The sequence below is a fragment of the Calidifontibacillus erzurumensis genome, from assembly GCF_013303125.1.
In the GTDB taxonomy this organism is placed as follows: Bacteria; Bacillota; Bacilli; order Bacillales; family Bacillaceae_J; genus Calidifontibacillus; species Calidifontibacillus erzurumensis.
The window spans coordinates 281,490-306,820 of the sequence record NZ_JABTTE010000001.1 but is presented as its reverse complement, the minus strand read 5'-3'; the positions used below and the strand labels follow the sequence as shown (position 1 = coordinate 306,820).

Genomic DNA, 25,331 nt, shown 5'->3' with positions numbered 1-25,331 from the left:
CACCTTTCTATAATGAATTCCCAATTCTTATCTTACCTATGATGTTTCTATTTATAACATAAAAAATAAAAAATAAAAAGTGCCCGTAGTGAGGCACTTATAATTATTATATTAGCTCTACTTTTGTTTTCTTTTTATATGGAATATCTAAATGAATTAAATCATCATAGCTTTCGCGTTTCACAACAAGTTGGGCCTCTCCGTCTTCAACAAAGACTACAGCCGGACGAGGTATGCGATTGTAATTGTTAGCCATTGAATAGCCATATGCACCTGTGCAGAAAACAGCTAAAATATCACCTGGATTTGCTTTTGGCAATGGCAAATCCCAAATTAACATATCGCCTGATTCACAACATTTTCCAGCTATCGATACTGTCTCCTCTGCAGGCTCATCCGCGCGATTAGCAAGGATCGCTTCATATTTAGCTTGATATAATGCAGGTCTTAAATTATCCCCCATACCGCCATCAACGGCAACATATTTCCTTACACCAGGAATAACTTTATTTGAACCAATTGTATATAAAGTAGTTCCAGCATCTCCGACAATTGAACGGCCAGGCTCAATCCAAATTTCCGGCATTTCAATATCAAGTCTTTCAACATGTGATTTCACTTTATCGATAATTGCTGAAACGTATTCTTCAGGTGGCAGCGGGTCGTCTCCTTCTATATATCGAATGCCGAAGCCACCGCCTAAATTAAGAACGGAAGGAACATAATTTAATTCGGAAGCCCATCTTTCTATAGCTTCAAAAATTGTATCAACGGCCATTAAAAATCCTGTTGTTTCAAAAATTTGTGAACCGATATGGCTATGAATTCCAAGAAGGTGAAGATTGGAAGAATTTCTCGTAATTTCTATTGCTTTTTCAACTTGACCGCTCTTTAAGTCGAATCCAAATTTGGAATCAACTTGTCCAGTCATAATATAATCATGTGTATGCGCTTCTACCCCTGGGGATATACGTAGAAGAACTGAAACTGTTTTGCCAGAATCTTCAGCCAAATTTTGCAAAACTTCTAGTTCATAGAAATTGTCTGCAACAAAACAACCAATTCCTGCTTCAATTCCCATTTTCATTTCTTCTATGCTCTTATTATTACCATGGAAATGAATACGCTCAGGCGGAAAATTAGCTGCTAAAGCGGTATAAAGCTCTCCACCAGATACAACATCAAGGCTCATACCTTCTTCATCAGCCAAATTAATCATCGCTATTGATGAGAAAGCTTTGCTTGCATAAGCAACTTGTGCTCTTACGTTTTGCTTTTCAAATGTTTCTTTGAACGCTCTTGCTCTTTCCCGCATTAAAGCAACATCATATACGATAAGCGGGGTTCCAAACTCTTTTGCTAAATCGACTGTATCAACACCGCCAATTTCTAGGTGACCTTTATTATTAATAATACTTGTTCCGCGTAAATACATACGTTTCCCCCTTGATTATAAAGAAAAGCTTAAAATATTTTAATAAGTTAAACTTTAACATAGCAAATATAAGATTTGCAATAGTGAAACATTTTCAATTTTTATTATTTTTAATTTAATAATGGTTTACGAAAAGGCTGTTTTTTATTATTTTGCGGGTTTGTCACAGTTGGTCTTGTTTTATTTAATGGCATTGCCACTCGTACGATAATTTGTAAAAATGCATGTGGATCAAAAGGAATAAATGGCCATAAATATGGCGTATTTAACGAACGCAATGAAGCTAAGTACAAAATTATTACTGTGATCCCGATAACTAAACCAGCTACATCAAAAAAGTAAACTGCCAATAACAAACCTATCTGTGATATTTTATTCGCAACACTTAATTCATAACTAGGCGTTGCAAATAGACCGATTGCACTAACAGCCACATAAAGAATAACTTCCGCCGAAAAGAGACCAACATCGATAGCAATTTGACCAATCAACGCTGCCGCAATTAAGCCCATTGCCGTTGAAAGCGGGGTTGGAGTATGAATGGCCGCCATCCTTAATAGGTCAATTCCTAAACTTGCTATAATCAATTGAACGATAATTGGTATGTTATATTCTTTATTAGGTCCGATAAAATCAATGGCTTCCGGCAATAAGTCAGGGTTTTTTACAAACAAATACCATAAAGGAACCAATAGGACAGAAACAACCATCCCTATAAAACGAACCCACCGCAAGAAAGCGCCGATCGCAGGTGTTTGACGATATTCTTCCGCATGCTGTACATGGTGGAAAAATGTAGTTGGTGTTATAATCATGCTTGGAGATGTATCAACCATGATGACAACATGACCTTCTAATAAATGTGTAGCTACTACATCCGGCCTTTCTGTATAACGTACCATCGGATACGGATTCCAACCTTGTTTGACAAGGAACTCTTCTACAGTCTTATCAGCCATCGGAATCCCGTCTATTTCAATTTCTTTTAATTCTTTCTTAATAATTTCCACAAGATCCGGATCAGCCACATCTTGAAGATAGGCAATACATATATCAGTTTTTGAGCGTTCGCCTACTTGGATAATTTCATGACGCAGCCTTTCATCACGAATTCTCCTACGCGTTAATGCGGTATTAACAACAATATTTTCTGTATATCCATCTCTAGCACCCCGGACGACTTTTTCCGTATCCGGTTCTTCCGGATTTCGCCCTGGATAACTTCTAACATCAACAGAAAAAGCGATGGTTTCTCCTTCAATCAAAATGATCATAAGGCCGGAAAGAAGCTGATCAACAACTTGATCCATATCTTTTGCTTCTTGAACTTGTTGATGTGAAAGTCGGTTTTTAATAATATCTTTCACGATTGCCTTAATGCTTCTTTCGTGATCATTGATTTGAATCAATACTTTTAATAATTCTATAATATAAGCAGAATCACATAATCCATTTAAAAAATATACATGAACATCCTTCTTTAAGATTTTTATTTTGCGCACACCTAAATCAAAGCTCGTTCCTAAACCTATTCGGTCTTTTAAAAATTCTTCATTCATACGAAGATCGGTTGATATCGGTTGCTTTTCTTTTGTTTGGGTTAACATTGAATTCACTCCTTTCTAGGTAAAACCGATACTTTCGACTTTATCCTTTAGGGTTGAAAATGATTGCTGCTATAAATGCAAATAAAATAGTTGATGTAATAGCAATAGATGTTAAATGAAACATTCCAAATGTTAATCCGTTTACCCCAAACTCACTCGCACCAATTAATGCTCCATTCAATAATGAATAGCCAATGCTTGTGATCGGCAAAATAGCTCCAACACCAGCTAATTCAATGAATTCATCATATACACCAAGGCCACCTAAAATGACACCGACAACTACAAATATACTCATGACATGAGAGGGAGAGAGTTTCCATTGATCTAATAAAATTTGGCCGACTAAACACATCAATCCGCCGAATAGGAAAGCAAGGAAATATTCCATTTTTTATTCAACCCTTTCGAAAACAACTCCATGGGCAATCGTTGGAATTGTCTCTTTTTGTTGAATCATCATCGGACTTAAAAGTGCCCCTGTTGCAACAACTAATACTCTTTTTAAAGCACCTGCTTTTATTAAATCAATAATATGACCGTAGGTTACAACAGCGGAACAGGCACATCCGCTTCCACCTGCAAATACGTTCTGATCGCTATGATAAACCATTAAACCACAATCATTATAATTTGAATGAACAGGAAACCCTTCATCTGAAAGCATTTTTCGCAAAATGGGTGCCCCAACACTGGATAAGTCTCCAGTAAGGATAAGATCATAATCTTTTGGTGTTCTTTTTAAATCGCGGAAATGGTTAATAATTGTATCCGCTGCAGCTGGTGCCATCGCAGACCCCATATCATAGGGGTTGCTAATTCCATAATCGACGACACGGCCAATGGTGGCTGCAGTAATTTTTACCGAGTTTTTATCTTTTCCAATTAATATGGCACCAGCACCAGTAACAGTAAAATTAGCAGTCGGTGGTTTTTGTCCACCATATTCGGTTGGACTGCGGAATTGCCGTTCAGCTGTTGCATTATGACTGCTTACCGCTGCCAACACTTTTGAAGCAAAACCCCCCTCGATTAAAGAAGCCCCAACTGCCAATGTTTCCATGGACGTTGAACAGGCACTGAACATACATAAAAATGGAATTTGATTTCCACGCGCTACATAATTGGCTATGACGTTTTGATTTAACAAATCACCTGCAAGAAATATATCAATATCTTCATATTTAAGATTGACTTTTTCTAAACAAACATTGATGGAATCCTCCATTAATTGTCTTTCGGCAAGTTCCCAATTTTTTTGCCCGCAATGTAGATCATCATACTTAATATCAAAGCAATGCCCTAATGGTCCTTTTGCTTCTATTGGTCCAACAGCTGTACCGGTTGAATGAACAAATATATCATTTTGGAATTGCCACGTTTGTTTTCCGACTTGTCCCATGTTTATCACCTTTAAAGATGTCGAATGAAAGCAATTTTATTTACACCCAAAAATGATTTACCGCCATGGAAATGATCCCTACGATAGTTGCTGCAACTACCCCATAGACAAGTACTGATCCAGCTATTTTAAACATATTATTTGCTATTCCTAATACCGGACCTTCACTTTTATGTTCGAGGGCGGCGCTAATGATTGCATTTGCAAAACCTGTCACTAAAATAAGTGTGCCTGCACCTGCAAATTGTCCAATTTTATCAAATATTCCTAAACCTGTTAACAATGTAGTAATTACAATAAATGTAATTATTGTAAAATAACTTGCATGAATTTCAGATAGCTGAAAAAAATCTTGGTAAATATTATGAACGACTTGACCACCTAAACATATGATTCCACCAATAAAAAATGCTTTGATGCCATTCATAAATCGAGGCAATTTAGGTTGAAACAGTTTAATTTGCTCCTTATAATTTTCTTTCGTAATTTTTTCAGCCATGGAACCTCTCCCTTACGAATGTTTTAAATAATCAACAAAATAGATCCAATGGAACAAGGAACCGAAAATTTTCCCAAAAACAATGGCAGTAAGTAAAATAAGCAATTTTTCTTGAACTCCAATTCTCTTTGCTAAAATCGGCCAGACATTTAAAACTTCCGTTAAAGCCGCAGCAAGCATTCCAACAAAAATGCCATTTGCAAGTCCTATAGGGATCATAGAAATCGATGGAAAATGATAAATTTTTTCTCGTAAACTTATCCATCCTCCTGTTGTTGCACCAAATACAACTCCCCACTCATATAAAAAAATGTATTTCATCGTTTTCGTCAGTTGTGTAAGCCTTGGAATGACACCGAGAACGGTTAAAAAAGCAACAAAACCGGCACCAACAGCAAGTCCTCCGGCAAAACCAACAAGAATTGTAAATAAAATTTTTAGTGTCATGACCTGATCCGCTTCATTACTTCTTTGTTTTCATGAATAATTACGTATTGATCAAGATCTTGCTGGTATTTAAACATTTCTACCTCAAGAGGACTTGGCTCTTCATTCAGACGCTTGCGAAAGAAATGGTTAAAAAATAAAATCATTCCGATTCCTAATCCTAAAGAATAAGGAATCTGCAATAATAGGGGTTTTTCTAAATTATTTCCAGTCATAATGAAATACAGTTTTTGATGAACTTGCTGCATTGAAACATCTTCATGAAAATTCATAATCGCAATTGCAGATCCAACAAAAAGAAGGAACCAGACTAGAGCGATTAATCCAATAGTCGGTTTCTTTTTCTTATAAACCACATCAATAATTGTTTGAGAAGGACCGATTGTTTGAATTTCAATCGTTGGATAATACTTTTGAATTGTTGCAATTACTTTCATTACATCAATAACTACAATATTTCTATCACTTTTCTTAATTTGATATACGGCAAGTTTAGCAATTTTGTTCACAAGCTTATCCTGACCAATAATTTGTGCTAAATCACCAATAGTTATTATGGAATCCGGCAATGACTGCAATCTAAGCCGCATGCGGATATAAATCGTTTCATTTTCCATTTTAGTACACCTCGCAATTAGGCCAATTCATTGTATTTGTTAGTATGCTTGTGGTATTTAGGCCTCATTCTAAATTAAAGCGACCAAAAAGTGGACAATAAACAAAAAAATGGATATTTGACAATAAATGTCAAATATCCATCTGTTCTTTCATTTGTTGAAGAATTTTTTTCTCTAGCCTTGAAACTTGGACTTGAGAAATGCCAAGCCTTCCTGCGACTTCAGACTGGGTTTGGTCTTTATAGTAGCGCAAATAAACGATAAGCTGTTCTCTTTCATCTAACCCTCTAATTGCTTCCTGCAAGGCAATTTTATCAAACCATTTTGCTTCTGAATTGTCAGCAATTTGATCAAGCAGTGTAATAGGGTCTCCATCATTTTCATAAACCGTTTCATGAATGGAAGAAGGTGTTCGGCTAGCTTCTTGTGCCAATACTACATCTTCAGGTGAAATTCCTAATTCCTTCGCTATTTCAGTAATCGTTGGAGCTCTTCCTAGTCTTTTAGTTAAATCATCTTTGACTTTCCTTATTTTATTTCCCGTTTCTTTTAAAGAACGGCTAACTTTAACAGTCCCGTCATCTCTAATAAAACGCTGGATTTCCCCGATAATCATTGGTACTGCGTACGTTGAAAATTTGACATCATACGATAAGTCAAATTTATCAACTGATTTTAAGAGACCGATACAGCCGATTTGAAACAGATCATCTGGTTCATAGCCGCGATTGAGGAAGCGTTGTACAACGGACCAAACTAAACGCATATTTTTTTGTACAATTAAGTCCCGCGCCTCTTGGTCACCCTTTTGGCTTCTCTCAATCAATTCTTTTACTTCATGATCTTTCAAATAGGATTCGCTTTTTTGCTTTTTGACCTCCACATCCATAAGCAAATCTCCTTAATTACATAAAGCTTTACTATTTGCCAAATATTTCGTTAAATGGACAGTTGTACCTTCATTGACTTTCGATTCGACTACGACATCATCCATGAAGTTTTCCATAATTGTAAAGCCCATTCCTGATCTTTCTAATTCAGGCTTTGTTGTAAATAACGGTTGGCGTGCTTCATCTAGGTTAGCAATACCAACCCCTTCATCTTTAATGGTGATATGAACAACCCCATCTTCAAGAGTAACGGAAATATAAACTTCACCTTCAGGATTATTTTCATAGCCATGGATAATTGCATTAGTGACTGCTTCAGAAACGACTGTTTTAATTTCTGTCAATTCATCGAGAGTTGGATCAAGTTGTGCAATAAAAGCAGCGACTGTTACACGTGCAAAAGATTCATTCTGGCTAAGTGCGGAAAACTTTAATTCCATTTTATTTTTCATTTAGGCCACCCCCAATGTTTTTAGGGCATTTTGTTCATCATCAACGAAACGAATAATTTTAAATAACCCTGATAAATCAAAAAGCCTTTTTACAGTCGGTGAAATGGAACAAACGACCATTTCACCGCCTTGGCTTTGAATTTGTTTATAGCGGCCTAAAATGACACCTAAACCAGAACTATCCATAAATGTTAATTCTTCGAGATTTAAAATAATGTGATGAATCTTATTTTTTTCAATGACGTCTGTTGCTTTTTGACGTAATTCTTCTGCTGTGTGGTGGTCAAGTTCACCTTTCAAACGGATGAGCAACACATCTTTTTTTGTCTCAAAATTGATGACAAGACTCAACTCAATTTCCTCCTAACTTGAAAGTCTTAAGTGAGTCTTTTCGCCATTATCTTTATCGATTCCTTCAACATGACAAAACTAGTGGTTATTCACAATAATTTTACAAAGTTATTCCGATATTTTAACAAAATCCCCCATCATTCGTTTGAAAAGTTTCCACCATGAAGCAGCTTTTACATCCTTGTCCGCTACAAGTGGACTTTCAACAACAATCTTATCTCCTTTTTTTAGAATCAGTTTACCAAGTTCATCACCTTTTTGAATCGGCGCTTTTATTTCTTCATGAATGACTAATTCTTGCTTAATGTTGTCAATATTTTCTCCTTTTTTCGTAAGCAACGATATCGGCTCCGATGTTACAGCGTTAATCGAAGACTTATCACCTTTTGAAACTTTCACTTTTGCAATAGGTTGGTTTCGTTCATACATTGGATGTGTCTTATATTGGCTAAAAGCGTAATCTAACATTTTAGTAATTTGTCTGTTCCGATCTTTTGGTGTCGATGCCCCCATAACAACGGCAATGACCCTCATTCCATCCTTTTTAGCTGTCGCTGATAAACAATATTTAGCTTCGCTTGTATAACCTGTTTTAACACCATCAACCCCAGGATAAAATTTCACAAGACGATTGGTATTTACAAGCCAGAATTTTTTATCGGTATTTTCACGTAAATAGTCTTCATAGACCCCTGTGTATTTTGTTATAAGATCATACTTTAATAATTCTTTAGACATGATTGCCATATCCCGTGCTGTACTATAATGGTCTTCTGCTGGCAATCCTGTCGCATTTTTAAAGTTTGTATTTTTTAATCCAAGCTCTTTCGCTTTTTTATTCATCATTTCAACAAAAGCTTCGTTAGATCCGGCAATATGTTCAGCCATTGCTACCGTTGCGTCATTCCCAGAAGCGATTGCAATTCCCCTTAGAAGCTCATCAACTGTCATTTCTTCACCAGGTTCCAAAAATATTTGGGAACCCCCCATTGAAGCTGCGTATTCACTCGTTCTAACTTTTTCATCAAGCTTTATTTTACCTTCATCTAAAGCTTCCATAATTAATAGCATTGTCATAATTTTCGTCATACTAGCTGGAGGCAGCTTCTTATCGGCTGCTTTTTCATATAAAACAGTGCCGGTATCCCGCTCAATTAATATTGCAGATTGAGCATCATCTGCCAGCTCTACTTTATTCTCTATGTTGTCATTCTTTTCTTCTGCGAATCCAGTAGGCGCAAGCATTGTAAACAATAAGATAAAACTTAGGAAAATCTTTACTGTTCTCATTTGCATGAATACTCCCTCCTTTTTCGAAACCTATACCAACTGTAGGTTTAATGCTCATACACGTCATTTTTTCCATAAATTATAGATTTATACCAAAATTTTCATTGAATTTTATCAAATACGTTTTTTAAAAAGTAAAGAAAAAATGGAGTATAAAGTAGATACCAAAAAAAAGCCCATCCAAAAAGGTTTACATTCCTTTTTGGATGAGCTTAATTTAAAGCTTTATAAAATTTTGTCGTAAATTAATGGCGGAGCAGTCGTTTCTTTTGGAGAAATGGTGAAGCAATTATAAAGTAATTCTTTTATTTCATCAATATTTTCAAAATTGCTATGAATCTCAACAAGTGCCTCGCCTTTATTCACTTTGTCTCCGACTTTTTTTCTTAACACAAGACCGACAGCTAAATCGATTTTTGATTCTTTTGTTGCTCGGCCAGCACCTAAAAGCATCGCTGCCTTACCAACTTTATCGGCTACAATCGTTCCGATCCAACCCTCTTCCCTAGCTTTCAATTCATATATATATCTTGCTTTTGGAAGTTTCGTTACATCGTCGGCAACTGATGCGTCCCCACCTTGAGCAGCAATAAACGTTTTAAATTTTTCTATCGCTTTACCTGAAAAAATCGCTTCTTCTAACATATTTCTTGCTTGTTCTAGGCTCTGTGCTTTTTGAGCAAGGTAGACCATATGGCTTCCAAGCGTTAAGCATAACTCTTGCAAATCTTCCGGCCCTTTTCCTTTTAACGTTTCAATCGCTTCCTCTACTTCAAGGGCATTGCCAATTGCAAATCCTAAAGGCTGGCTCATATCAGAAATAACAGCAATCGTTTTTCTGCCAATGCTTTTACCAATATCCACCATTGCTTTTGCAAGTTTTTTTGCATCTTCTAAATCTTTCATAAATGCGCCTGCACCTGTTTTTACATCAAGAACGATTGCATCGGCACCGGCAGCAATTTTTTTGCTCATGATGGAACTAGCAATTAAAGGGATCGAATTCACAGTTGCTGTCACATCCCGAAGACTATACAATTTTTTATCAGCTGGAGTTAAATTCCCGCTTTGTCCAACAACAGCAACTTTATTCCTATTCACTAGTTCAATAAATTGATCGTTATCTATTTCTACATGAAATCCTTGAATCGATTCCAATTTATCAATCGTGCCACCAGTATGACCAAGGCCACGTCCAGACATTTTTGCAACTGGAACGCCAACTGAAGCCACAAGCGGCGCTAGAACAAGCGTTGTTGTGTCCCCTACACCACCAGTTGAATGTTTGTCGACTTTGATTCCTTCTATTGCAGATAGATCAATTTTATCACCGGAATCAACCATCGCCATTGTCAGTTCTACACGCTCTTTTTCTGTCATTCCTTGAAAATAAATAGCCATTAAAAGCGCGCTTACCTGATAATCCGGAATTGTTTCATTAGTGTAACCTTCGATTATAAAGCGGATTTCTTCTTTTGTAAGTTCTTTTCCATCCCGCTTTTTTTCAATTAAATCAACCATTCTCATTAAAAAAACCTCTCAATGATTGTTATTTACAAGACTGCAATAATTTCTTTAATAAGATGAATGAATTTCGGCTTCGTCCGATTTGCAACTTCAACTACTTGTTCATGTGTTAAAGGCTCAAGCTCTTCACCAATGGCCATATCAGTCACACAAGAAATGCCGAGAACTTTCATTTGCATATGATTGGCAACGATGACTTCTGGTACGGTTGACATTCCAACAGCGTCTCCTCCAAGATTGCGAAGCATAATTAACTCTGCAGGCGTCATATACGATGGTCCTGAAATGCCAGCATAGACACCTTCTTGAATTGAAATATTCAATTTTTGAGCGGTTTCTTTGGCCAACTTAATAAGTTCTGGCGAGTAAGCACGGCTCATATCTGGAAAACGGGGACCGAGTTCTGCTTCATTGGGACCGATTAATGGGTTCGTTCCTGTCATATTTAAATGATCTGTGATAATCATTAAATCACCAGGCTTGAAATTAGCATTCATTCCGCCGCAAGCATTTGTCACAATGATTGTATCAATCCCTAATCCTTTCATTACACGGACAGGAAAGGTTACTTCCTGCATCGTATATCCTTCATAATAATGAAAACGCCCTTGCATGGCTAAAACAGCTTTACCGTTTAGCAACCCGATGACAAGTTTTCCAGCATGCCCTTCAACTGTTGAGACCGGGAAATGTGGAATGTTCGCATAATCAATGATGACAGCATTCTCTATTTCATCTGCTAATTCTCCTAATCCTGAACCTAAAATAAGGCCAATCGTAGGTTTTATAGAAATTTGTTGTTGTATGTATGCACAAGCTTCCTTCATTTTAGATAGAAGGTTTTCCATCGCTCTCGCTCCTTTTTTTTTGGCAATAATCAACAATTGCTTCTTTATAAAATATAAAATTTTATTATTTCTTATAAAACTTTTGTTAGTTCTTTTACAAACATTAAAAACCGTTCTTTCGCTTTTTCAGTCGTTTCGATTACTTCATCGTGTGAAAGCGGCTGATCTAATATGCCAGCTGCCATGTTTGAAATGCAGGAAATACCAAGGACGTTCATCCCTGCATGCCTGGCAACAATCACTTCCGGTACCGTCGACATGCCTACAGCATCACCACCTATTTTTCGGAGCATACGGATTTCTGCAGGTGTTTCATAGCTTGGACCTGTATTAGCAACATATATCCCCTCTTTCAGCGCAAGACCCATATTATGAGCAACTTGTCTCGCTTTATCGCGCATCTGTTTACAATAAGATATTGACATGTCTGGGAAGCGAACACCAAATGCATCATCATTCGGTCCTATTAACGGATTTTTGCCCATATTATTAATGTGATCTGTAATCAACATAAGATCTCCTGGCTCAAATGATGTATTAATACCACCAGCAGCATTTGTAACTACCAGTTTTTCAACACCGATGAGTTTCATGACACGAACCGGAAAAGTTACCTTGTCAAGGGAATAACCTTCATAAAAATGGAAACGGCCTTGCATAGCCACAACAGGGACCCCTTCTAACGCACCGATGACAAGCTGTCCTTTATGCCCTTCAACCGTTGATACCGGAAATCCAGGTATTTCATCATAGCTAATTTTTACCGGATTCACAATTTCATCAGCGAATACTCCTAGACCAGATCCTAAAATAAAGCCGATTTTCGGTGATATATTTATTTTTTCTTGAATAAAATTTGCAGCTTGAAAAAATAGCTCACTCCTCACACAATCATCTCCTTAAATAAATGGTAAAAGGCTTTGACCATGCTTTGGCATCGGAACTGCAAAATTATGTGCGATCGTCGCCCCGACATCAGCAAATGTTTTTGATTGTGGTAAAGACCGCCCTACTTCGATTCCTTTATGATAAATTAAAAGGGGCACAAATTCCCTCGTATGATCAGTGCCATGGTGTACAGGGTCATTTCCATGGTCAGCGGTGATGATGAGTAAGTCATCATCTTTCATGAGCGGAAATACTTCACCTAAACGCTTATCAAATTCCTCAAGCGCTTTCCCGTATCCTTCAGGATCACGGCGGTGGCCATATTTCGCATCAAAGTCGACCAAATTTAAAAAGCATAAACCCGTAAAATCCATCGTAAAAGTATCAATTAGACGGTCCATTCCATCCAAGTTTGATTTCGTCTTGATTGATTGGGTGATTCCTTCACCATTAAAAATATCGGAAATTTTCCCAACGGCAAGAACATCAAAATTATGATCTTTTAACTCATTTAACACTGTCCGTTCAAATGGTTTGAGAGCATAATCTCGGCGATTTGCTGTCCTTTCAAATTGATTCGGTTCACTTCCGATAAAAGGTCGGGCAATCACTCGGCCGACCATATATTTTTCATTTAAAGTTAGTTCTCGGGCAATTTCACATATTTTATAAAGTTCATCTAAAGGTACAATTTTTTCATGACAAGCGATTTGCAAAACTGAATCTGCAGATGTGTAGACAATAATATGACCTGTTTCCATATGTTGTTGACCGAGTTCTTTTATAATCTCAGTTCCAGATGCTGGTTTGTTGCCAATGACTTTTCTTCCCGTGCGTTTTTCAAGTTGTTCAATGAGCTCTTCTGGAAACCCATTTGGGAACGTTTGAAATGGTGTATCGATAAACAACCCCATTAATTCCCAATGTCCTGTCATCGTATCTTTGCCGACGGACGCTTCTTGCATTTTCGAATAATGAGCAAGCGGCCGCTTAGCTTTTGGAACTCCTTTTATTTCTCTAATATTACTAAGCCCAAGCTTGGCCATATTTGGCATGTTAAGTCCGTTCATATATTCCGCAATATGCCCTAGAGTATCAGCTCCTTTATCGCCATACTGTTCAGCGTCAGGTGCTTCGCCAATGCCAACTGAATCCATGACGATCAAAAAAATGCGTTTAAAGTTCACAATATGAATCCTCCCTTAAAATACTTTTCTTTTTGCGTCGATCAATTATTTTGCAATAATTTTTAAGCACGCGGATGGTATGTTTTATAAATATCTGCTAATCTAGCTTTTGAAACTTTAGTGTAAATTTGTGTTGAAGAAATATCAGCATGACCTAGCATTTCCTGAACAGCTCGAAGATCAGCACCATTCTCTATCAGATGGGCAGCAAATGAATGCCGTAACGTATGAGGTGTTAATTCAGTAGAAATATTCGCTTTTTGTGCAAGTTTCTTTATAATTTTCCAAAATCCTTGTCTCGATAATCTTTCACCATGATGATTTAAAAATAAGGCATTGCACGTTTCCCTATTCTTTTGCAGACGTCCCCTTGCATTTTCTAAATAATTCGTTAAAGCGTTTTTAGCCATATTTCCTAGCGGGATGATCCGTTCTTTCTTACCTTTTCCGCCACAGCGAACAAATCCAAGCGTAAGATGAACATCAGATAGATCTAATGCAACAAGCTCTGAAACTCGAATACCCGTCGCATATAATAATTCCAACATCGCTTTATCGCGAATTTCAAATTCATCATCCCCGATTGGGACATTTAATAATGCCTCGACCTCATTTTGCGAAAGTATAGTCGGCATTTTTTTTTCAAGCTGCGGCAATTGAATAGAAACAGTCGGATCATCGTCAACTGCTTGTTTTCGTAATAAAAATTGATGGAACGCCCGTAATGCCGAAACATTTCTAGCAATGGACGTTCCCGCCTTTCCTTGTTGTTTTAAAAATGCCAAATAATTTAAAATATGAATGCGTGTAACTTCCCTCAATGAACTAATAGAAAGCGAGCACTTCAAATATTTTATATATTGTTTTAAATCTCTTCGGTACGAATCAATCGTATTAGCTGCCGCTTTCTTCTCAACCGTTAAATAATGCAAAAAATTGTCTAAATAGTTATCCATATATTAAAAACTCCTTCATTATTCACCTGTTTGATAAAAATAAATCAGCCGGTCCAGCCAAGATGGCGACTCTTCAACATAATGCGCCGACACCTTTAATGCACCGCCTTCCGGCTCGTCATAACGGTGATAATGTTCATACTCTTGATGAAGCCAAACAATCCCATAATAAAAAAGCAATGTACAACCAGTAAATAATATAAACACTTTCAATGTATCAAATACAATTTTCACAAATGACATTTCCCATTCCTCCACCACCATCTTTTGCATCGGTGTACAACCCTCTATTAAAAGATATGTCAACAATGGGAAATTTTATACATTGGTGGAAAAGAAGAACATTTCTATTAATTCTAAAGTACAGAAAAATGTGGAATTTGTAAATGGGGTAGGGGGTGCACAAGAAATCAGAAATCTAAGCAAATCTTACCTTTAATCCTGAATCATTTTGATCAAGAAAGACGCACTACAACATTTATAAGAAGTCATTTCAATATTTGAATATTAGTTAACGAGCAGTGTTTTCTATAAAATAAGAGGATGTTCTTCTCATTAGAACACCCTCCTATAATGGTTAAAATCTTATTTTTTCTTCGATGAAGCTTTTTAGTTCAGCAATTGGAATCCGCTGTTGCTCCATCGTATCGCGGTCGCGGACTGTTACCATTTGATCTTCTTTTGAATCAAAGTCGTACGTAATGCAGAATGGAGTACCGATTTCATCATGGCGGCGGTAACGTTTGCCAATAGAGCCTGATTCATCATAATCAACCATAAAGTAGTTCGATAGCTCCTCGTAAATAGCTCGTGCTTCTTCAGAAAGTTTTTTCGATAATGGTAAAATCGCCGCTTTATAAGGTGCCAATGCAGGATGGAAATGCATCACTGAGCGTGTTGTTCCATCTTCTAACTGTTCTTCATCATATGCATCAATTAAAAAGGCTAAAGCAACGCGGTCAGCACCCAACGATGGCTCAATGCAATATGGAATGTAACGTTCGTTTGTTTCTTGATCGTGATAATGGAAATCTTCACCTGAATATTCCATATGCTGTTTTAAGTCGTAATCGGTACGGGAAGCAATGCCCCATAGCTCACCCCAACCAAACGGGAATTTATATTCAATATCTGTTGTTGCATTGCTGTAATGGGATAATTCTTCTTTTGAATGCTCACGCAAACGGATATTTTCTTTTGTCATTCCTAATGACAAAAGCCAATTTTCACAGAAATTAAGCCAATACTCATGCCATTTTAATTCTTCACCTGGTTTGCAAAAAAACTCTAGCTCCATTTGTTCAAATTCTCTTGTACGGAACGTGAAGTTTCCAGGTGTAATCTCATTTCGAAAGCTTTTTCCGATTTGAGCAATCCCAAATGGCAGCTTCTTTCTCATCGTGCGCTGTACGTTTTTAAAGTTTACAAAAATACCTTGGGCTGTTTCTGGTCGAAGGTAAATTTCATTTGCACTTGATTCTGTTACACCTTGGAATGTTTTAAACATTAAATTAAATTGGCGAATTTGTGTGAAGTCTTTGCTTCCACAATCAGGACAAACAATATCATGTTCTTTAATGAGCTCTTCCATTTTTTCAAATGGCAAGCCGTCAACAATCATTTCAATTCCTTTTTCATCTAATGCATTTTCGATTAGCTTATCAGCACGATGTCTAGCTTTACATTGTTTACAGTCAATCATTGGGTCATTGAAATTTCCGAGATGGCCTGATGCTTCCCATGTTTTTGGATTCATTAAAATCGCTGCATCTAAACCGACATTGTAAGGTGAGCTTTGTACAAACTTTTGCCACCAAGCTTTTTTTATATTGTTTTTCAACTCAGTACCAAGCGGACCATAGTCCCATGTATTCGCAAGTCCACCGTAAATTTCTGAACCAGGAAAGACAAAGCCACGGTGTTTAGCCACGGCCACAATTTGATCCATTGTTTTTTCTACTGCCAATTCCATACACTCCTTACAATTTTTTTTGTTAAATCTTAAAATTGATCATAAGAAATACAAAAAGCTCTCGCCTCTAAGCCTTATAAAGCTTAGGGACGAGAGCATTTCCCGCGGTTCCACCCTAATTGGTACATCTTCAAACATGTTTTAGAATTCGATGAAATACTTTAATATCAGATGTACCCACTTTTTACAATAAACTCCAGACTGCCGTTTCACTGAATATCTTTGCAAGGCTTCCACCATCCCTTGCTCGCTATAAAAGATGAATTTCAGCTACTATTGGTCTTTCATCGTTTTCAAAATATAAATTTGTATGTTATGATATCAATTCACAAATCTAGCGTCAAGATATACCTTGCCCATTTCCATTAATTATTTTACTCTAATTTTAAATAAATGCAACATTCAGGAGGCTTATGTTTATGACTACTTTCAACTATGATGAATTGCTAGAAGCCTATAAATCATTGGGAAAAAACCGTATTTTAGCGACTGAACATGATGCTGAAGCAACATTAAAAAAGACTATTATGAAGGAATTAAAAGATGAAAACAGCCATCCAAGAGTGCGGACTACACCACATGTGAAATTTTATTTAGGAACGAAACGGATTCTAAATGCAAATCTAGATCCAGTTGTAAAAATTCAACTATTACAAGTATATACCTCTTTAATGGAACAATTATTGCAAGAAAAGCAGTAATCGATTTGAGAACGAAAAGCTGAATGAAGGTTATTAATTTAAAGATTTTGTGTATAAAAATAGGCCATCGATTTTACTAATCGAGGCCTATTACTTTAAAATTATTCTTGCATGGAAGATTGATTTTCATCTCCATTTGTATTTACATTTTCATTACCATTCGTATTTTGATTTATATTTGCATTTATATTTCCATTTTCAGGTTGAGTCCCATTCCCACCCATAGTTTCAACTGCTGCTTCGCTTTCTTCTGTTGAAGGGATGGTCTCTGTTTTCTTTAGTTCGAAATAGGCATCCATAATACGGCGGCCAATATATTTATTTACTGGATGTTTATCTGTACTTACCCACGGTACGACAACGGAAAATGCTACTTCAGGATTATCAAATGGAGCATAACCAATAAGACTCAAATTATAAGTTTTAGCTCCGTAATATTCCCGCTTTGGACCATAATAGCGGCTCTGCGCTGTTCCTGTTTTGCCAGCAGGATTATATGGTGCATTTCCGAAGTAGGCATAGGCCGTACCACCCGGCTCTTGAAAGACTTGACGAAATCCTTCCTGGACTCGCTTTACGTACTGTTCTTCCATATCTATTTTATTTAACACTTGCGGTTTAAATTCGTGTAAAACATTCCCCATCTCTTGATCGGTCATCGGCTTTCTAATTTCCTTGACGATCAAAGGCTTCATACGGTAACCGCCATTTGCAATTGTTGACACATATTGCGCCATCTGCAAAGGTGTATAAGAATCGTATTGGCCAATGCTAAAGAATAATAACAAACCAGGTGTAACATCTGTTCCAGTATAGCCAGTTGCTTCATTCGGCAAATCAATACCCGTTTTAACACCTAAACCAAATTGATTGAAATAATAACGCATCAAATCAAAATATTTCGGTTGGATATTCAATGATTCACCATAGCGGTAAACAGCGTTAGCCATATTAATCGTAGTCTTAAACATATAAACGTTCGATGATTTTTTTAATGCTGTTAGATCATTGATAGCACCCATTCTTTGATAGGAACCTGTTAAAGGTGTTCCTTTAATTTTCAGGGGTTCGTCAACTAGAACTGTACCAGGTTTGATTGCACCTGTCTGGTATCCTGTCAAAATCGTTGCCCCTTTAACAGCTGATCCCATTTCATATTGGCTCGTCATCGTGCCAATTGCGAAATCTTGTACTTCGAGTTTGCCATTTTTATTTTGCAATTGTTTCCCGGCAAGTGCCAAAATTTCACCTGTTTTTGGATTCATCATGACAACAAAAGCACGATCCAATAAAAAGTTTCCTGAAGACTTCTTTGCCTTGATTAATTCTTCAGTAATAATTTGTTCAACCCGCTTTTGCAATTCCATATCAATTGTTAATACAAGATCTTGACCGCGCTCCCCTTCTGAAACTACTTCAGTCGAAAGAATGTTTCCGCTTTTATCTTTAATATATTTAATTTTTTCTTTATTTCCTTTTAAAACATCTTCATACTGTTCCTCAATATAACTAGCCCCTATTCGATCATTACGGCTATAACCCCGCGCTAAATAATAGTCAATTTTTTCAGCAGGCAGCCCTCTTGTAACATTGCCCAAAATGGTTTGGAATGTTGAGCCATAATTATACTTCCTGTCCCAGTTTGTCATGATATCAATGCCGGGAAGCTCGCTTAAATGTTCGCTGACAAGGGCAAATTCCTTTTGAGTTACATTATCTTTTACAATATTTAATGTTAAGTCATATCCACGATCAAGCTCGCGTTTAATTTTAAAAATTTCTAACTCCTGAGGTGTAAAAACAGCTAAATCCTCTTCTGTAATCCGCTTGAGTTGAAGCTTATACAATTCATCATCTTCAAGCTTTTCAAACTCTTCCTGTGTATACTTTTCTTTCGCTTTTTCAGGAAATTTAATCAGCCAATAGTCTTTTAAATCGCGCTCATCTTTTTCAGAAATATCATCGATTGGTACATCAATGTATTGAGCCAGCTTTGTTGCTACCTCCAACCTTTCCTTTTGGGAAGTGCCGGGCATACGTGAATATACAATTGCATTCACCGGCTCATTATCCACGATCGTCCGCCACTTGCGGTCATATATTTTCCCGCGGGGCACCGGATTTTCTACAATGATATTTTCCGTACGTTCAAGTTCTTTTTTATACATTTCTCCATTGGCAATTTGCACGACTCCAAGCCTTAAGATAATAATTGAAAATAAAAGAAAAACAGTGAAAAATAAAAAATTTAAACGAAAAGGAATATGTGATTTCTTTTTCTTTTTCGCATTTTCATGATTGGTCATGTTCGTCATCCTTATCTACCATACATTCGCTTATTATTATAACATGTCATTAAAAATCTGCATCCAAGTTTCCTATAAACAAAAAAATAACCTTCCCTTATTCAAAGGCAAGGTTTCTATACTTTTCCTTCACTTCTTTGCCATGGCATCGGTGGCAAATCCCGTGAAACGTCAAGCGATGATCTTTAATTTTAAAATTCCAATCTCTTTCAATTATTTTTTCGACTTCACCTAATAAATCTTCCTCAACTTCATCAACAGAGCCACATTCCATGCATACTAGATGGTGATGAAAATGTGCAGCCCCTTCTTTTCGTAAATCATAACGGGCAACACCATCACCGAAATTGATTTTATCAACAATTTTTAATTCTGTTAACAACTCCAACGTTCTATAAACTGTCGCTAACCCAATTTCAGGGTATTTTTCTTTCACGAGGAGGTATACATCTTCCGCACTTAAATGATCTTCTTCATGTTCGAGAAGTACCCGAACTGTTGCTTCACGTTGCGGTGTTAATTTATAGCTTTGAGAATGCAGCTGCTTCTTAATTCTTTCTATTCTTTTTTCCATCGAAGACCCCCTCCCTCGTTTTCATTGATTATTATAAGCGAAAGACAAAATAGGTGTCAAATTAGAATTATACTAAATTATACATTACCTTTATTCCTATTTTATAATAATTCTAATTATAGATCATTTCAATAACATTTTTCATTAAGACAGGAGAAATATAGGCTTCGAAAGAAGAAGCAATGCTTATGATGATCAACATGCCGGCCATGACAAAAGAATAGCGGACAAAATAAGGAAAAATCGGTTCATTCACTCTTCTAACAAATTGCTTGCGAATCATTCTTATTGAAAAAGAAATGGCAGCAGTTCCAATAAAAATAAAAGCGGGAACTAAAAGCAAATTTTGCGGCAAGACGGAAACAAATGACAACAAAAATCCATACCATCCCATTTGATTCACTAAAAAGCCAACTGTAAATCCAACGACGATTCCTTTTAAAAATAACAAAATTAAAATGATCGGCAGTCCAATGATCGATAATCCTAAAATCCACATTAATCCAACATATTTTGCATAATGAACAAAGCTTTGCTTAAACATTAAAGAAGCGCTGGCAAATTCACCATTCGATACTTGTCCAAAAAAGCGGCTTAAATAATAATATAAATCCTCTTTTTGGGAATAGCTCAAACTATTAACAATAATAGCGCCAAATATTACACCGATTAAAAACAATACCGTAGTAAATAAATAAATCGATGAATTTTCTTGAAAATGTTTTATTAAAACAGCTTTCAACGTTCGATTCATAAAGATCCCCCTCAGTCGATCGGTCGAGCAATACTTTTTTGGAAATACACTTGATAGACTTTGGTTAGATGTTTCAAAGTCTAAGTACCGCTCTACTGTATTCTATGAGGGGAAAGGAAATCTATGACTCTATTTATTATCTTTTGTAGAAAGCGAATCCTATTAACAATATTTTCCTACTCAATTACTTTCCCGTAGTGGCCTCCACCACCAGAAGCGAGAGCTAGTTCGCCTTTTCTTGCCTGTATAATCATATGAGCAATTGTTGGACTTACAATTTTCTTTAGCTCTTGTTCAGAGACATGATGGATAATATTCATTTCTGTTCCAAAATGTGCTCGCAGCTTGTCCATTGTTTTCGGACCAAGCTTCGGTATGAATTCCAAAGGTACTTGGTGAATATAAGGTGGACGAATTTTACGATTTTCTACAAACTTTCCCTGCGCATTTTTCAACTCTTGCAATCGTTCAAACACACCTTTCGTTGCTCTTTTATGTCCGCATGCTGGACAATTTTCTGCATCATCAAGTAACGTAAAGCATTTTTCACATGATGTACGATGGTATTTCCCAAGCCTTGGATCCAGACCGTAATTTGCTAATATTTTTCTTCCATTCTTTTCATGAAGAGCCATCGCAAGCTCCTCAAAAGTTGGCTCCTCCATTAAGATTGCTTGATACTCTCTAGCGATTTTACCTAATGAATGAGCATCGGAGTTTGATAAAAAAGTATAACTATGCAGTTCCATCAATTGATCTGCCATTTCTGTATCCGAGCTTAAACCTAACTCAATGGCATCAATCCAATCCGGGTTTAAAATTTCTGTAAGAGAAACGTGTGCGCTTGATCCATACAAACTTTTAAAAGGTGTAAAAACATGCGCTGGGATAAACAATCCACCCAGTTCTTTCACCTTTCGCTGTAAATTTTTGCCCGTATCATACATGCGCTGGGTGGATAGGTTTATATTTTTTACCCTTTCTGCCAACCACTTGCTAAATGTTTCCATTAAATCAATCGTCGGAAAAAATGCGAGTACATGCATTGGTCCTTTACAATGGTCATCATATACTTCTATTTCCGATCCTAGTATGAGTGTTACATTTGCATAACGCAAACCCCCACCCTTTAGGAGTTCAACGCTCCCTTTATCTATTAAATCGACTAATTCCTGTAATACTTCAGGAACATGACAATCAATTACGCCGATCATATCCATTCCTTTTATAAAAGATGCCTCATATAAAATATTTGACAATGTTAAAGACTTTGCTCCAGTGATTTTCACAGGCTTCCCTGATTTTGTCCTGCCAATATGGATATGCAAATCAGCAAAATATTTGTTCATTAGAGCTCCCCATACTTTTTCAACTGTAGATATTGAACAGCAAATACTGTTTTTGCATCATATATTTTCTGTTCTTTTATTAATTGGTGTGCTTCTTCAAGCGTTACTTCCACCAAATCTAAAAATTCATCTTGATCTAGACCTGGTCCATTCGCTTGTTTTACGAGTTGATCCGCATAATAGATATGGATAATTTCATCGGCAAAACCAGGGGAAGTATAAAAGGATTGGATATGAATGAGCGATGCGGAGGTGCAACCTGTTTCCTCTTCCAATTCTCTTTTAGCGCAATCTAACGGATTTTCCCCAGGCTCAAGTTTTCCGGCAGGAATTTCATAAATCACTCGGTCAAGAGGTTTTCGATATTGACGGACGAGTAGTAATTTATTCTCACTTGTCAATGTAATAATGGCCACCGCCCCAGGATGTTTCACAATTTCCCGATTACTTTTCTGTCCATTTGGCAATTCTACTTCTTCTACTCTTACCTCTATAATTTTCCCTTTGAAAATCTCCTGTGATGACAAAGTTTTTTCCCATAAATGATCCATTTTTTTCAACTCCTTGTTCTATTATTCAACAATCTATCATAAAGTCTACCATACAAAAGTTATCATAACTCTACCAACTATAGAAAAGGGGTTTATAATATGAAAATATATGTGCAAAATAATTGTTTTAAAATGGCTGGTAAAGCGAAAGATATTCGGTTCATGCTTTATAAATACCGTCAATATTTCACAACTGTTAAAGAATTAATTGAAAAAAATCAATGCACTTATACAGAAATAACACCTTCTATCAATAAAGTGCCTAAACGGATGCAATATTATTTATTTTTTCCGTCTAAAAAATAGAAACCGCCTTACATGTGTGCTTTACACACGCAAGACAGCTTATTTTACATATAAAGGCTAGCAAGGAAAATTCCCAATGCTTCTTGATAAATTTCATCAAATTGAGCAACTGGCAGCGGGTTTACACCTCTACCGAGTTCTATCGTAAAACCAGGACGCCGCCATTCTTGAATAAACCAATCTTTATAGCCAGCATAGCTGTCTACCGTCCGAATCGGCTCATAGCCGCTTACCCTTGCAAATTCATTGGCTAACGTTTCTGATTCTTTCGGTTCTAAATTTTCAAAGCCCCAATAAATTACTTTACCTTGGGTATGGAATGCTAGCACCCGATTGAAATCTTTTCTTCTTGTCAGCTGTGCCATAGCAATTGCTTCCGGCTCAGAGAGCGGTCGTTCACCCGGGTAATCTCTAGGAGATGGTTCCTTTACTTTTCTCGCTGCTTCAATTTCCCAACGGGCAGGAAATTGATTATTTAAATCAACACCTCGGATATTAGCTTTCCAGCCTGAAAAATTGCGGCTTCCTTTATTTATTGCTACAACCCGGTTCCGCCATGGTTCTACATTTGGTGGACCGTTCAATACTAAATCGACTCCATCCGGATTCACCATCGGTACAATCGACAGCGCCACTTGTTCATAAAAAGGGTACATGTTTAAACCACGTATCGGAGTTTGGTTCGTGAGAGCAAGCAAATAGTCATTCAAAAATGTCATAATTACTGGAGTTGTAATCCATTCATTTGCGTGGAAAGAACCATTAAAGTGGACTTTTTTTCCACCCATGCCGATATTCACTTCTGGTATCGCTTTTCCTAATACTGAATTGCCAATGGAAGGGATTCTAACAAAAGGATATATACTTTTCAAACGGGTAAGGTGATCCATCATCAAATTGTAATCATAATTTCTTTTTCCGTCGACTACGCGCCAAATAATCCTTAGTGGCACTTTAATCGTTTGACCGATCCGTAATTGCTGTGGATTTATATTTGGGTTTACTAATAACAAGCTATCGATAGGCAAATTCCGGCTTCTAGCAATTGCCCATAATGTATCGCCCGCTTTTATTTGATAATTTGTTGTGACAAAACCTGGAATTTTAACAATTTGCCCTACCCTCAGTTGGTTCGCGGGTATCGTAGGATTCGAATCAAGAATTAAGCGAAGCGGCAGCTGGAACAGTTGACTATAATACCAATAAGTATCGCCCCTTCTTACAACAATATCCAATGAAGAAACCTCCTCATATCCAAATACATTGCTGTTCATATCATTTTTATGAGAATTAATCAGGCAATATTCGAAACTTTATACAACTGATTGACTCCTCGTTGAAATGAGGGGCATTCTAGGGTATGTTGTAAAAACTTAAGAATTTTGGTTTGAAAAAATTTTAACTGGACATACTAAGAAAGCAAAATCATTTTAGGAGGAAAATTATCAATGGAACACGGGAAAGTAAAATGGTTTAACAGTGAAAAAGGCTTCGGATTTATTGAACGTGAAGGCGGTGAAGATGTCTTTGTTCACTATTCAGCTATACAGGAAGAAGGCTTTAAAACCTTAGAAGAAGGCCAAGCCGTAACATTCGAAATTGAAAACGGCGCAAGAGGTCCTCAAGCTGTAAACGTACATAAAGTTTAATAAGAAAGCTGTCTCAAAAATTACCGACGCTATTCTAAAGCCATTTGCTATTTAGTTGTAGTGTCTGTAAATCTTTGAGGCGGCTTTCTTTATGTATATTTGGGGCAAGTTATTTTACACTAGCAATGATTTTATTTATGATGATAATGGATAATAAAATTTTTTATAATGGGGGAATGACTCATGTACGATATTATTGTAATCGGTGCAGGATCAGCTGGTGCAAGTGCCGCTTTATTCGCTGCAAAAGCTGGCAAGAAAACATTAGTTATTGATAATGATAAGAGTATTACGAAAAGAGCTTGGATGGAAAACCATTATGGGGTAATGGAAATGTCCGGCCCAGATCTTATCGAACTTGGTAAAAAACAAGCCGCTAAGTTTGGAGCTGAAATCATTAACGAAACTGCTGTAAATATTGTAAAAACTGATGAAGGTGTCACTGTAGAAACAGAAAATCAAACATATCAGGCTAAACATGTTATTTTAGCAACCGGCTTAATGATTGATGTTGCTGAAAAAGCAGGGCTCACAATTATTCCTGGTACAGAGCCGCGAGTGAAGTCAATTGTCAAAGTTGATCAGAACGGCAAAACAAATATTGAAGGAGTATGGGCAGCAGGGGCTATTGCTGGTGCAAGCTTACATACAATCATTACAGCAGGCGATGGCGCCAAAGTTGCCATTAATATCATCAGTGAATTAAATGGCGAACGTTATGTTGACCATGACGTACTTAAATAAGAAATTCAAATGGAACTAAAAAGACGGGA

The 25,331-nt window shown here is 36.8% G+C and carries 28 protein-coding genes and 1 other annotated feature; of the genes, 4 read left to right on the top strand and 24 right to left on the bottom strand.

What is annotated here, in order from left to right; all coding sequences use genetic code 11:
* Positions 1 to 106: 106 nt before the first annotated feature.
* The 18 genes from lysA to HR057_RS01540 all read right to left on the bottom strand — a co-directional run bounded on the left by lysA (position 107) and on the right by HR057_RS01540 (position 16,368).
* Positions 107 to 1,435, bottom strand: a complete 1,329-nt coding sequence (gene lysA / locus HR057_RS01625; RefSeq protein WP_173729641.1) for a diaminopimelate decarboxylase — start codon at positions 1,433 to 1,435, stop codon at positions 107 to 109.
* Between the two features lie 110 nt (positions 1,436 to 1,545).
* Entirely contained in the window at positions 1,546 to 3,042 is a 1,497-nt protein-coding gene (locus HR057_RS01620) for a spore germination protein (protein WP_173729640.1), read from the bottom strand.
* Positions 3,043 to 3,082: 40 nt separating this feature from the next.
* A complete protein-coding gene (locus HR057_RS01615; RefSeq protein ID WP_173729639.1) occupies positions 3,083 to 3,433 on the bottom strand; it encodes a SpoVA/SpoVAEb family sporulation membrane protein in 351 nt (116 codons plus the stop codon).
* A 3-nt stretch (positions 3,434 to 3,436) separates the two neighbouring features.
* Positions 3,437 to 4,444 (bottom strand): stage V sporulation protein AD, encoded by a 1,008-nt coding sequence (spoVAD, locus tag HR057_RS01610; RefSeq protein WP_173729638.1) that lies wholly within the window; start codon positions 4,442 to 4,444, stop codon positions 3,437 to 3,439.
* 40 nt (positions 4,445 to 4,484) lie between these two features.
* Positions 4,485 to 4,943: a stage V sporulation protein AC gene (gene spoVAC, locus HR057_RS01605; RefSeq protein ID WP_196237806.1), complete on the bottom strand. Its 459-nt coding sequence runs from the start codon at positions 4,941 to 4,943 to the stop codon at positions 4,485 to 4,487.
* Between the two features lie 12 nt (positions 4,944 to 4,955).
* A complete protein-coding gene (locus tag HR057_RS01600; RefSeq protein ID WP_173729637.1) occupies positions 4,956 to 5,390 on the bottom strand; it encodes a stage V sporulation protein AB in 435 nt (144 codons plus the stop codon).
* Entirely contained in the window at positions 5,387 to 6,007 is a 621-nt protein-coding gene (locus HR057_RS01595; protein WP_173729636.1) for a stage V sporulation protein AA, read from the bottom strand. The genes HR057_RS01600 and HR057_RS01595 overlap by 4 nt, the downstream gene beginning before the upstream one ends.
* A gap of 130 nt (positions 6,008 to 6,137) precedes the next feature.
* Positions 6,138 to 6,896, bottom strand: coding sequence for an RNA polymerase sporulation sigma factor SigF (sigF, locus tag HR057_RS01590; RefSeq protein WP_173729635.1), 759 nt, complete (start codon positions 6,894 to 6,896; stop codon positions 6,138 to 6,140).
* Between the two features lie 12 nt (positions 6,897 to 6,908).
* A complete protein-coding gene (spoIIAB, locus tag HR057_RS01585) occupies positions 6,909 to 7,349 on the bottom strand; it encodes an anti-sigma F factor (RefSeq protein ID WP_173729634.1) in 441 nt (146 codons plus the stop codon).
* Complete coding sequence (gene spoIIAA / locus HR057_RS01580) at positions 7,350 to 7,700, bottom strand: anti-sigma F factor antagonist (RefSeq protein WP_173729633.1); 351 nt, start codon at positions 7,698 to 7,700, stop codon at positions 7,350 to 7,352.
* A 108-nt stretch (positions 7,701 to 7,808) separates the two neighbouring features.
* Entirely contained in the window at positions 7,809 to 8,996 is a 1,188-nt protein-coding gene (locus tag HR057_RS01575) for a D-alanyl-D-alanine carboxypeptidase family protein (protein WP_173729632.1), read from the bottom strand.
* A gap of 219 nt (positions 8,997 to 9,215) precedes the next feature.
* Positions 9,216 to 10,517, bottom strand: coding sequence for a pyrimidine-nucleoside phosphorylase (locus tag HR057_RS01570; protein ID WP_173729631.1), 1,302 nt, complete (start codon positions 10,515 to 10,517; stop codon positions 9,216 to 9,218).
* A gap of 26 nt (positions 10,518 to 10,543) precedes the next feature.
* Positions 10,544 to 11,365, bottom strand: coding sequence for a purine-nucleoside phosphorylase (locus HR057_RS01565; RefSeq protein WP_173729630.1), 822 nt, complete (start codon positions 11,363 to 11,365; stop codon positions 10,544 to 10,546).
* A gap of 71 nt (positions 11,366 to 11,436) precedes the next feature.
* A complete protein-coding gene (locus tag HR057_RS01560) occupies positions 11,437 to 12,252 on the bottom strand; it encodes a purine-nucleoside phosphorylase (protein WP_173729629.1) in 816 nt (271 codons plus the stop codon).
* Positions 12,253 to 12,264: 12 nt separating this feature from the next.
* Complete coding sequence (gene deoB, locus HR057_RS01555; protein ID WP_173729628.1) at positions 12,265 to 13,440, bottom strand: phosphopentomutase; 1,176 nt, start codon at positions 13,438 to 13,440, stop codon at positions 12,265 to 12,267.
* A 62-nt stretch (positions 13,441 to 13,502) separates the two neighbouring features.
* Entirely contained in the window at positions 13,503 to 14,396 is an 894-nt protein-coding gene (gene xerD / locus HR057_RS01550; RefSeq protein WP_173729627.1) for a site-specific tyrosine recombinase XerD, read from the bottom strand.
* Between the two features lie 18 nt (positions 14,397 to 14,414).
* Positions 14,415 to 14,639: a YqzK family protein gene (locus HR057_RS01545; protein ID WP_173729626.1), complete on the bottom strand. Its 225-nt coding sequence runs from the start codon at positions 14,637 to 14,639 to the stop codon at positions 14,415 to 14,417.
* Positions 14,640 to 14,973: 334 nt separating this feature from the next.
* On the bottom strand, positions 14,974 to 16,368 hold the full coding sequence (locus HR057_RS01540; protein ID WP_173729625.1) for a glycine--tRNA ligase: 1,395 nt from the start codon (positions 16,366 to 16,368) through the stop codon (positions 14,974 to 14,976).
* Between the two features lie 82 nt (positions 16,369 to 16,450).
* Positions 16,451 to 16,665, bottom strand: a binding site (T-box leader).
* Positions 16,666 to 16,787: 122 nt separating this feature from the next.
* Between HR057_RS01540 and HR057_RS01535 the strand changes: the two genes are divergently transcribed.
* Complete coding sequence (locus HR057_RS01535) at positions 16,788 to 17,069, top strand: hypothetical protein (RefSeq protein ID WP_173729624.1); 282 nt, start codon at positions 16,788 to 16,790, stop codon at positions 17,067 to 17,069.
* A gap of 101 nt (positions 17,070 to 17,170) precedes the next feature.
* Here HR057_RS01535 and HR057_RS01530 read toward each other — a convergent pair whose 3' ends face one another.
* From HR057_RS01530 to HR057_RS01510, 5 genes are all read right to left on the bottom strand, one after another.
* Positions 17,171 to 19,375 (bottom strand): peptidoglycan D,D-transpeptidase FtsI family protein, encoded by a 2,205-nt coding sequence (locus HR057_RS01530; protein ID WP_173729623.1) that lies wholly within the window; start codon positions 19,373 to 19,375, stop codon positions 17,171 to 17,173.
* Between the two features lie 97 nt (positions 19,376 to 19,472).
* Entirely contained in the window at positions 19,473 to 19,949 is a 477-nt protein-coding gene (fur, locus tag HR057_RS01525; protein WP_173729622.1) for a ferric iron uptake transcriptional regulator, read from the bottom strand.
* Between the two features lie 112 nt (positions 19,950 to 20,061).
* A complete protein-coding gene (gene spoIIM / locus HR057_RS01520; protein WP_173729621.1) occupies positions 20,062 to 20,703 on the bottom strand; it encodes a stage II sporulation protein M in 642 nt (213 codons plus the stop codon).
* Between the two features lie 176 nt (positions 20,704 to 20,879).
* Positions 20,880 to 22,052 carry an endonuclease Q family protein gene (locus HR057_RS01515; RefSeq protein WP_173729620.1) on the bottom strand — a complete coding sequence of 391 codons (1,173 nt, stop codon included), beginning with the start codon at positions 22,050 to 22,052 and terminating at the stop codon, positions 20,880 to 20,882.
* Positions 22,052 to 22,603 (bottom strand): NUDIX hydrolase, encoded by a 552-nt coding sequence (locus tag HR057_RS01510; protein WP_173729619.1) that lies wholly within the window; start codon positions 22,601 to 22,603, stop codon positions 22,052 to 22,054. Before HR057_RS01510 ends, HR057_RS01515 begins: the two co-directional genes overlap by 1 nt.
* A gap of 99 nt (positions 22,604 to 22,702) precedes the next feature.
* Here HR057_RS01510 and mciZ point away from each other — a divergent pair, with 99 nt between their 5' ends.
* Positions 22,703 to 22,909: a Z-ring formation inhibitor MciZ gene (mciZ, locus tag HR057_RS01505; protein ID WP_173729618.1), complete on the top strand. Its 207-nt coding sequence runs from the start codon at positions 22,703 to 22,705 to the stop codon at positions 22,907 to 22,909.
* A 44-nt stretch (positions 22,910 to 22,953) separates the two neighbouring features.
* On the opposite strand, the gene HR057_RS01500 is transcribed toward mciZ, so the two are convergent.
* Entirely contained in the window at positions 22,954 to 24,144 is a 1,191-nt protein-coding gene (locus HR057_RS01500) for a M14 family metallopeptidase (RefSeq protein WP_173729617.1), read from the bottom strand.
* A 213-nt stretch (positions 24,145 to 24,357) separates the two neighbouring features.
* Here HR057_RS01500 and HR057_RS01495 point away from each other — a divergent pair, with 213 nt between their 5' ends.
* Together HR057_RS01495 and HR057_RS01490 are read left to right on the top strand one after the other, a co-directional pair.
* Entirely contained in the window at positions 24,358 to 24,558 is a 201-nt protein-coding gene (locus HR057_RS01495; RefSeq protein ID WP_173729616.1) for a cold-shock protein, read from the top strand.
* A 183-nt stretch (positions 24,559 to 24,741) separates the two neighbouring features.
* A complete protein-coding gene (locus HR057_RS01490) occupies positions 24,742 to 25,302 on the top strand; it encodes an FAD-dependent oxidoreductase (protein WP_173729615.1) in 561 nt (186 codons plus the stop codon).
* The last annotated feature ends 29 nt before the right edge of the window (positions 25,303 to 25,331 follow it).

Coding starts and splice junctions, on each gene's coding strand:
- lysA (WP_173729641.1), bottom strand. CDS start 1,435: ATGTATTTACGCGGAACAAGTATTATTAATAATAAAGGTCACCTAGAA.
- HR057_RS01620 (WP_173729640.1), bottom strand. CDS start 3,042: ATGTTAACCCAAACAAAAGAAAAGCAACCGATATCAACCGATCTTCGT.
- HR057_RS01615 (WP_173729639.1), bottom strand. CDS start 3,433: ATGGAATATTTCCTTGCTTTCCTATTCGGCGGATTGATGTGTTTAGTC.
- spoVAD (WP_173729638.1), bottom strand. CDS start 4,444: ATGGGACAAGTCGGAAAACAAACGTGGCAATTCCAAAATGATATATTT.
- spoVAC (WP_196237806.1), bottom strand. CDS start 4,943: ATGGCTGAAAAAATTACGAAAGAAAATTATAAGGAGCAAATTAAACTG.
- HR057_RS01600 (WP_173729637.1), bottom strand. CDS start 5,390: ATGACACTAAAAATTTTATTTACAATTCTTGTTGGTTTTGCCGGAGGA.
- HR057_RS01595 (WP_173729636.1), bottom strand. CDS start 6,007: ATGGAAAATGAAACGATTTATATCCGCATGCGGCTTAGATTGCAGTCA.
- sigF (WP_173729635.1), bottom strand. CDS start 6,896: ATGGATGTGGAGGTCAAAAAGCAAAAAAGCGAATCCTATTTGAAAGAT.
- spoIIAB (WP_173729634.1), bottom strand. CDS start 7,349: ATGAAAAATAAAATGGAATTAAAGTTTTCCGCACTTAGCCAGAATGAA.
- HR057_RS01575 (WP_173729632.1), bottom strand. CDS start 8,996: ATGCAAATGAGAACAGTAAAGATTTTCCTAAGTTTTATCTTATTGTTT.
- HR057_RS01570 (WP_173729631.1), bottom strand. CDS start 10,517: ATGAGAATGGTTGATTTAATTGAAAAAAAGCGGGATGGAAAAGAACTT.
- HR057_RS01565 (WP_173729630.1), bottom strand. CDS start 11,365: ATGGAAAACCTTCTATCTAAAATGAAGGAAGCTTGTGCATACATACAA.
- xerD (WP_173729627.1), bottom strand. CDS start 14,396: ATGGATAACTATTTAGACAATTTTTTGCATTATTTAACGGTTGAGAAG.
- HR057_RS01545 (WP_173729626.1), bottom strand. CDS start 14,639: ATGTCATTTGTGAAAATTGTATTTGATACATTGAAAGTGTTTATATTA.
- HR057_RS01540 (WP_173729625.1), bottom strand. CDS start 16,368: ATGGAATTGGCAGTAGAAAAAACAATGGATCAAATTGTGGCCGTGGCT.
- HR057_RS01535 (WP_173729624.1), top strand. CDS start 16,788: ATGACTACTTTCAACTATGATGAATTGCTAGAAGCCTATAAATCATTG.
- HR057_RS01530 (WP_173729623.1), bottom strand. CDS start 19,375: ATGACCAATCATGAAAATGCGAAAAAGAAAAAGAAATCACATATTCCT.
- fur (WP_173729622.1), bottom strand. CDS start 19,949: ATGGAAAAAAGAATAGAAAGAATTAAGAAGCAGCTGCATTCTCAAAGC.
- spoIIM (WP_173729621.1), bottom strand. CDS start 20,703: ATGAATCGAACGTTGAAAGCTGTTTTAATAAAACATTTTCAAGAAAAT.
- HR057_RS01515 (WP_173729620.1), bottom strand. CDS start 22,052: ATGAACAAATATTTTGCTGATTTGCATATCCATATTGGCAGGACAAAA.
- HR057_RS01510 (WP_173729619.1), bottom strand. CDS start 22,603: ATGGATCATTTATGGGAAAAAACTTTGTCATCACAGGAGATTTTCAAA.
- mciZ (WP_173729618.1), top strand. CDS start 22,703: ATGAAAATATATGTGCAAAATAATTGTTTTAAAATGGCTGGTAAAGCG.
- HR057_RS01495 (WP_173729616.1), top strand. CDS start 24,358: ATGGAACACGGGAAAGTAAAATGGTTTAACAGTGAAAAAGGCTTCGGA.
- HR057_RS01490 (WP_173729615.1), top strand. CDS start 24,742: ATGTACGATATTATTGTAATCGGTGCAGGATCAGCTGGTGCAAGTGCC.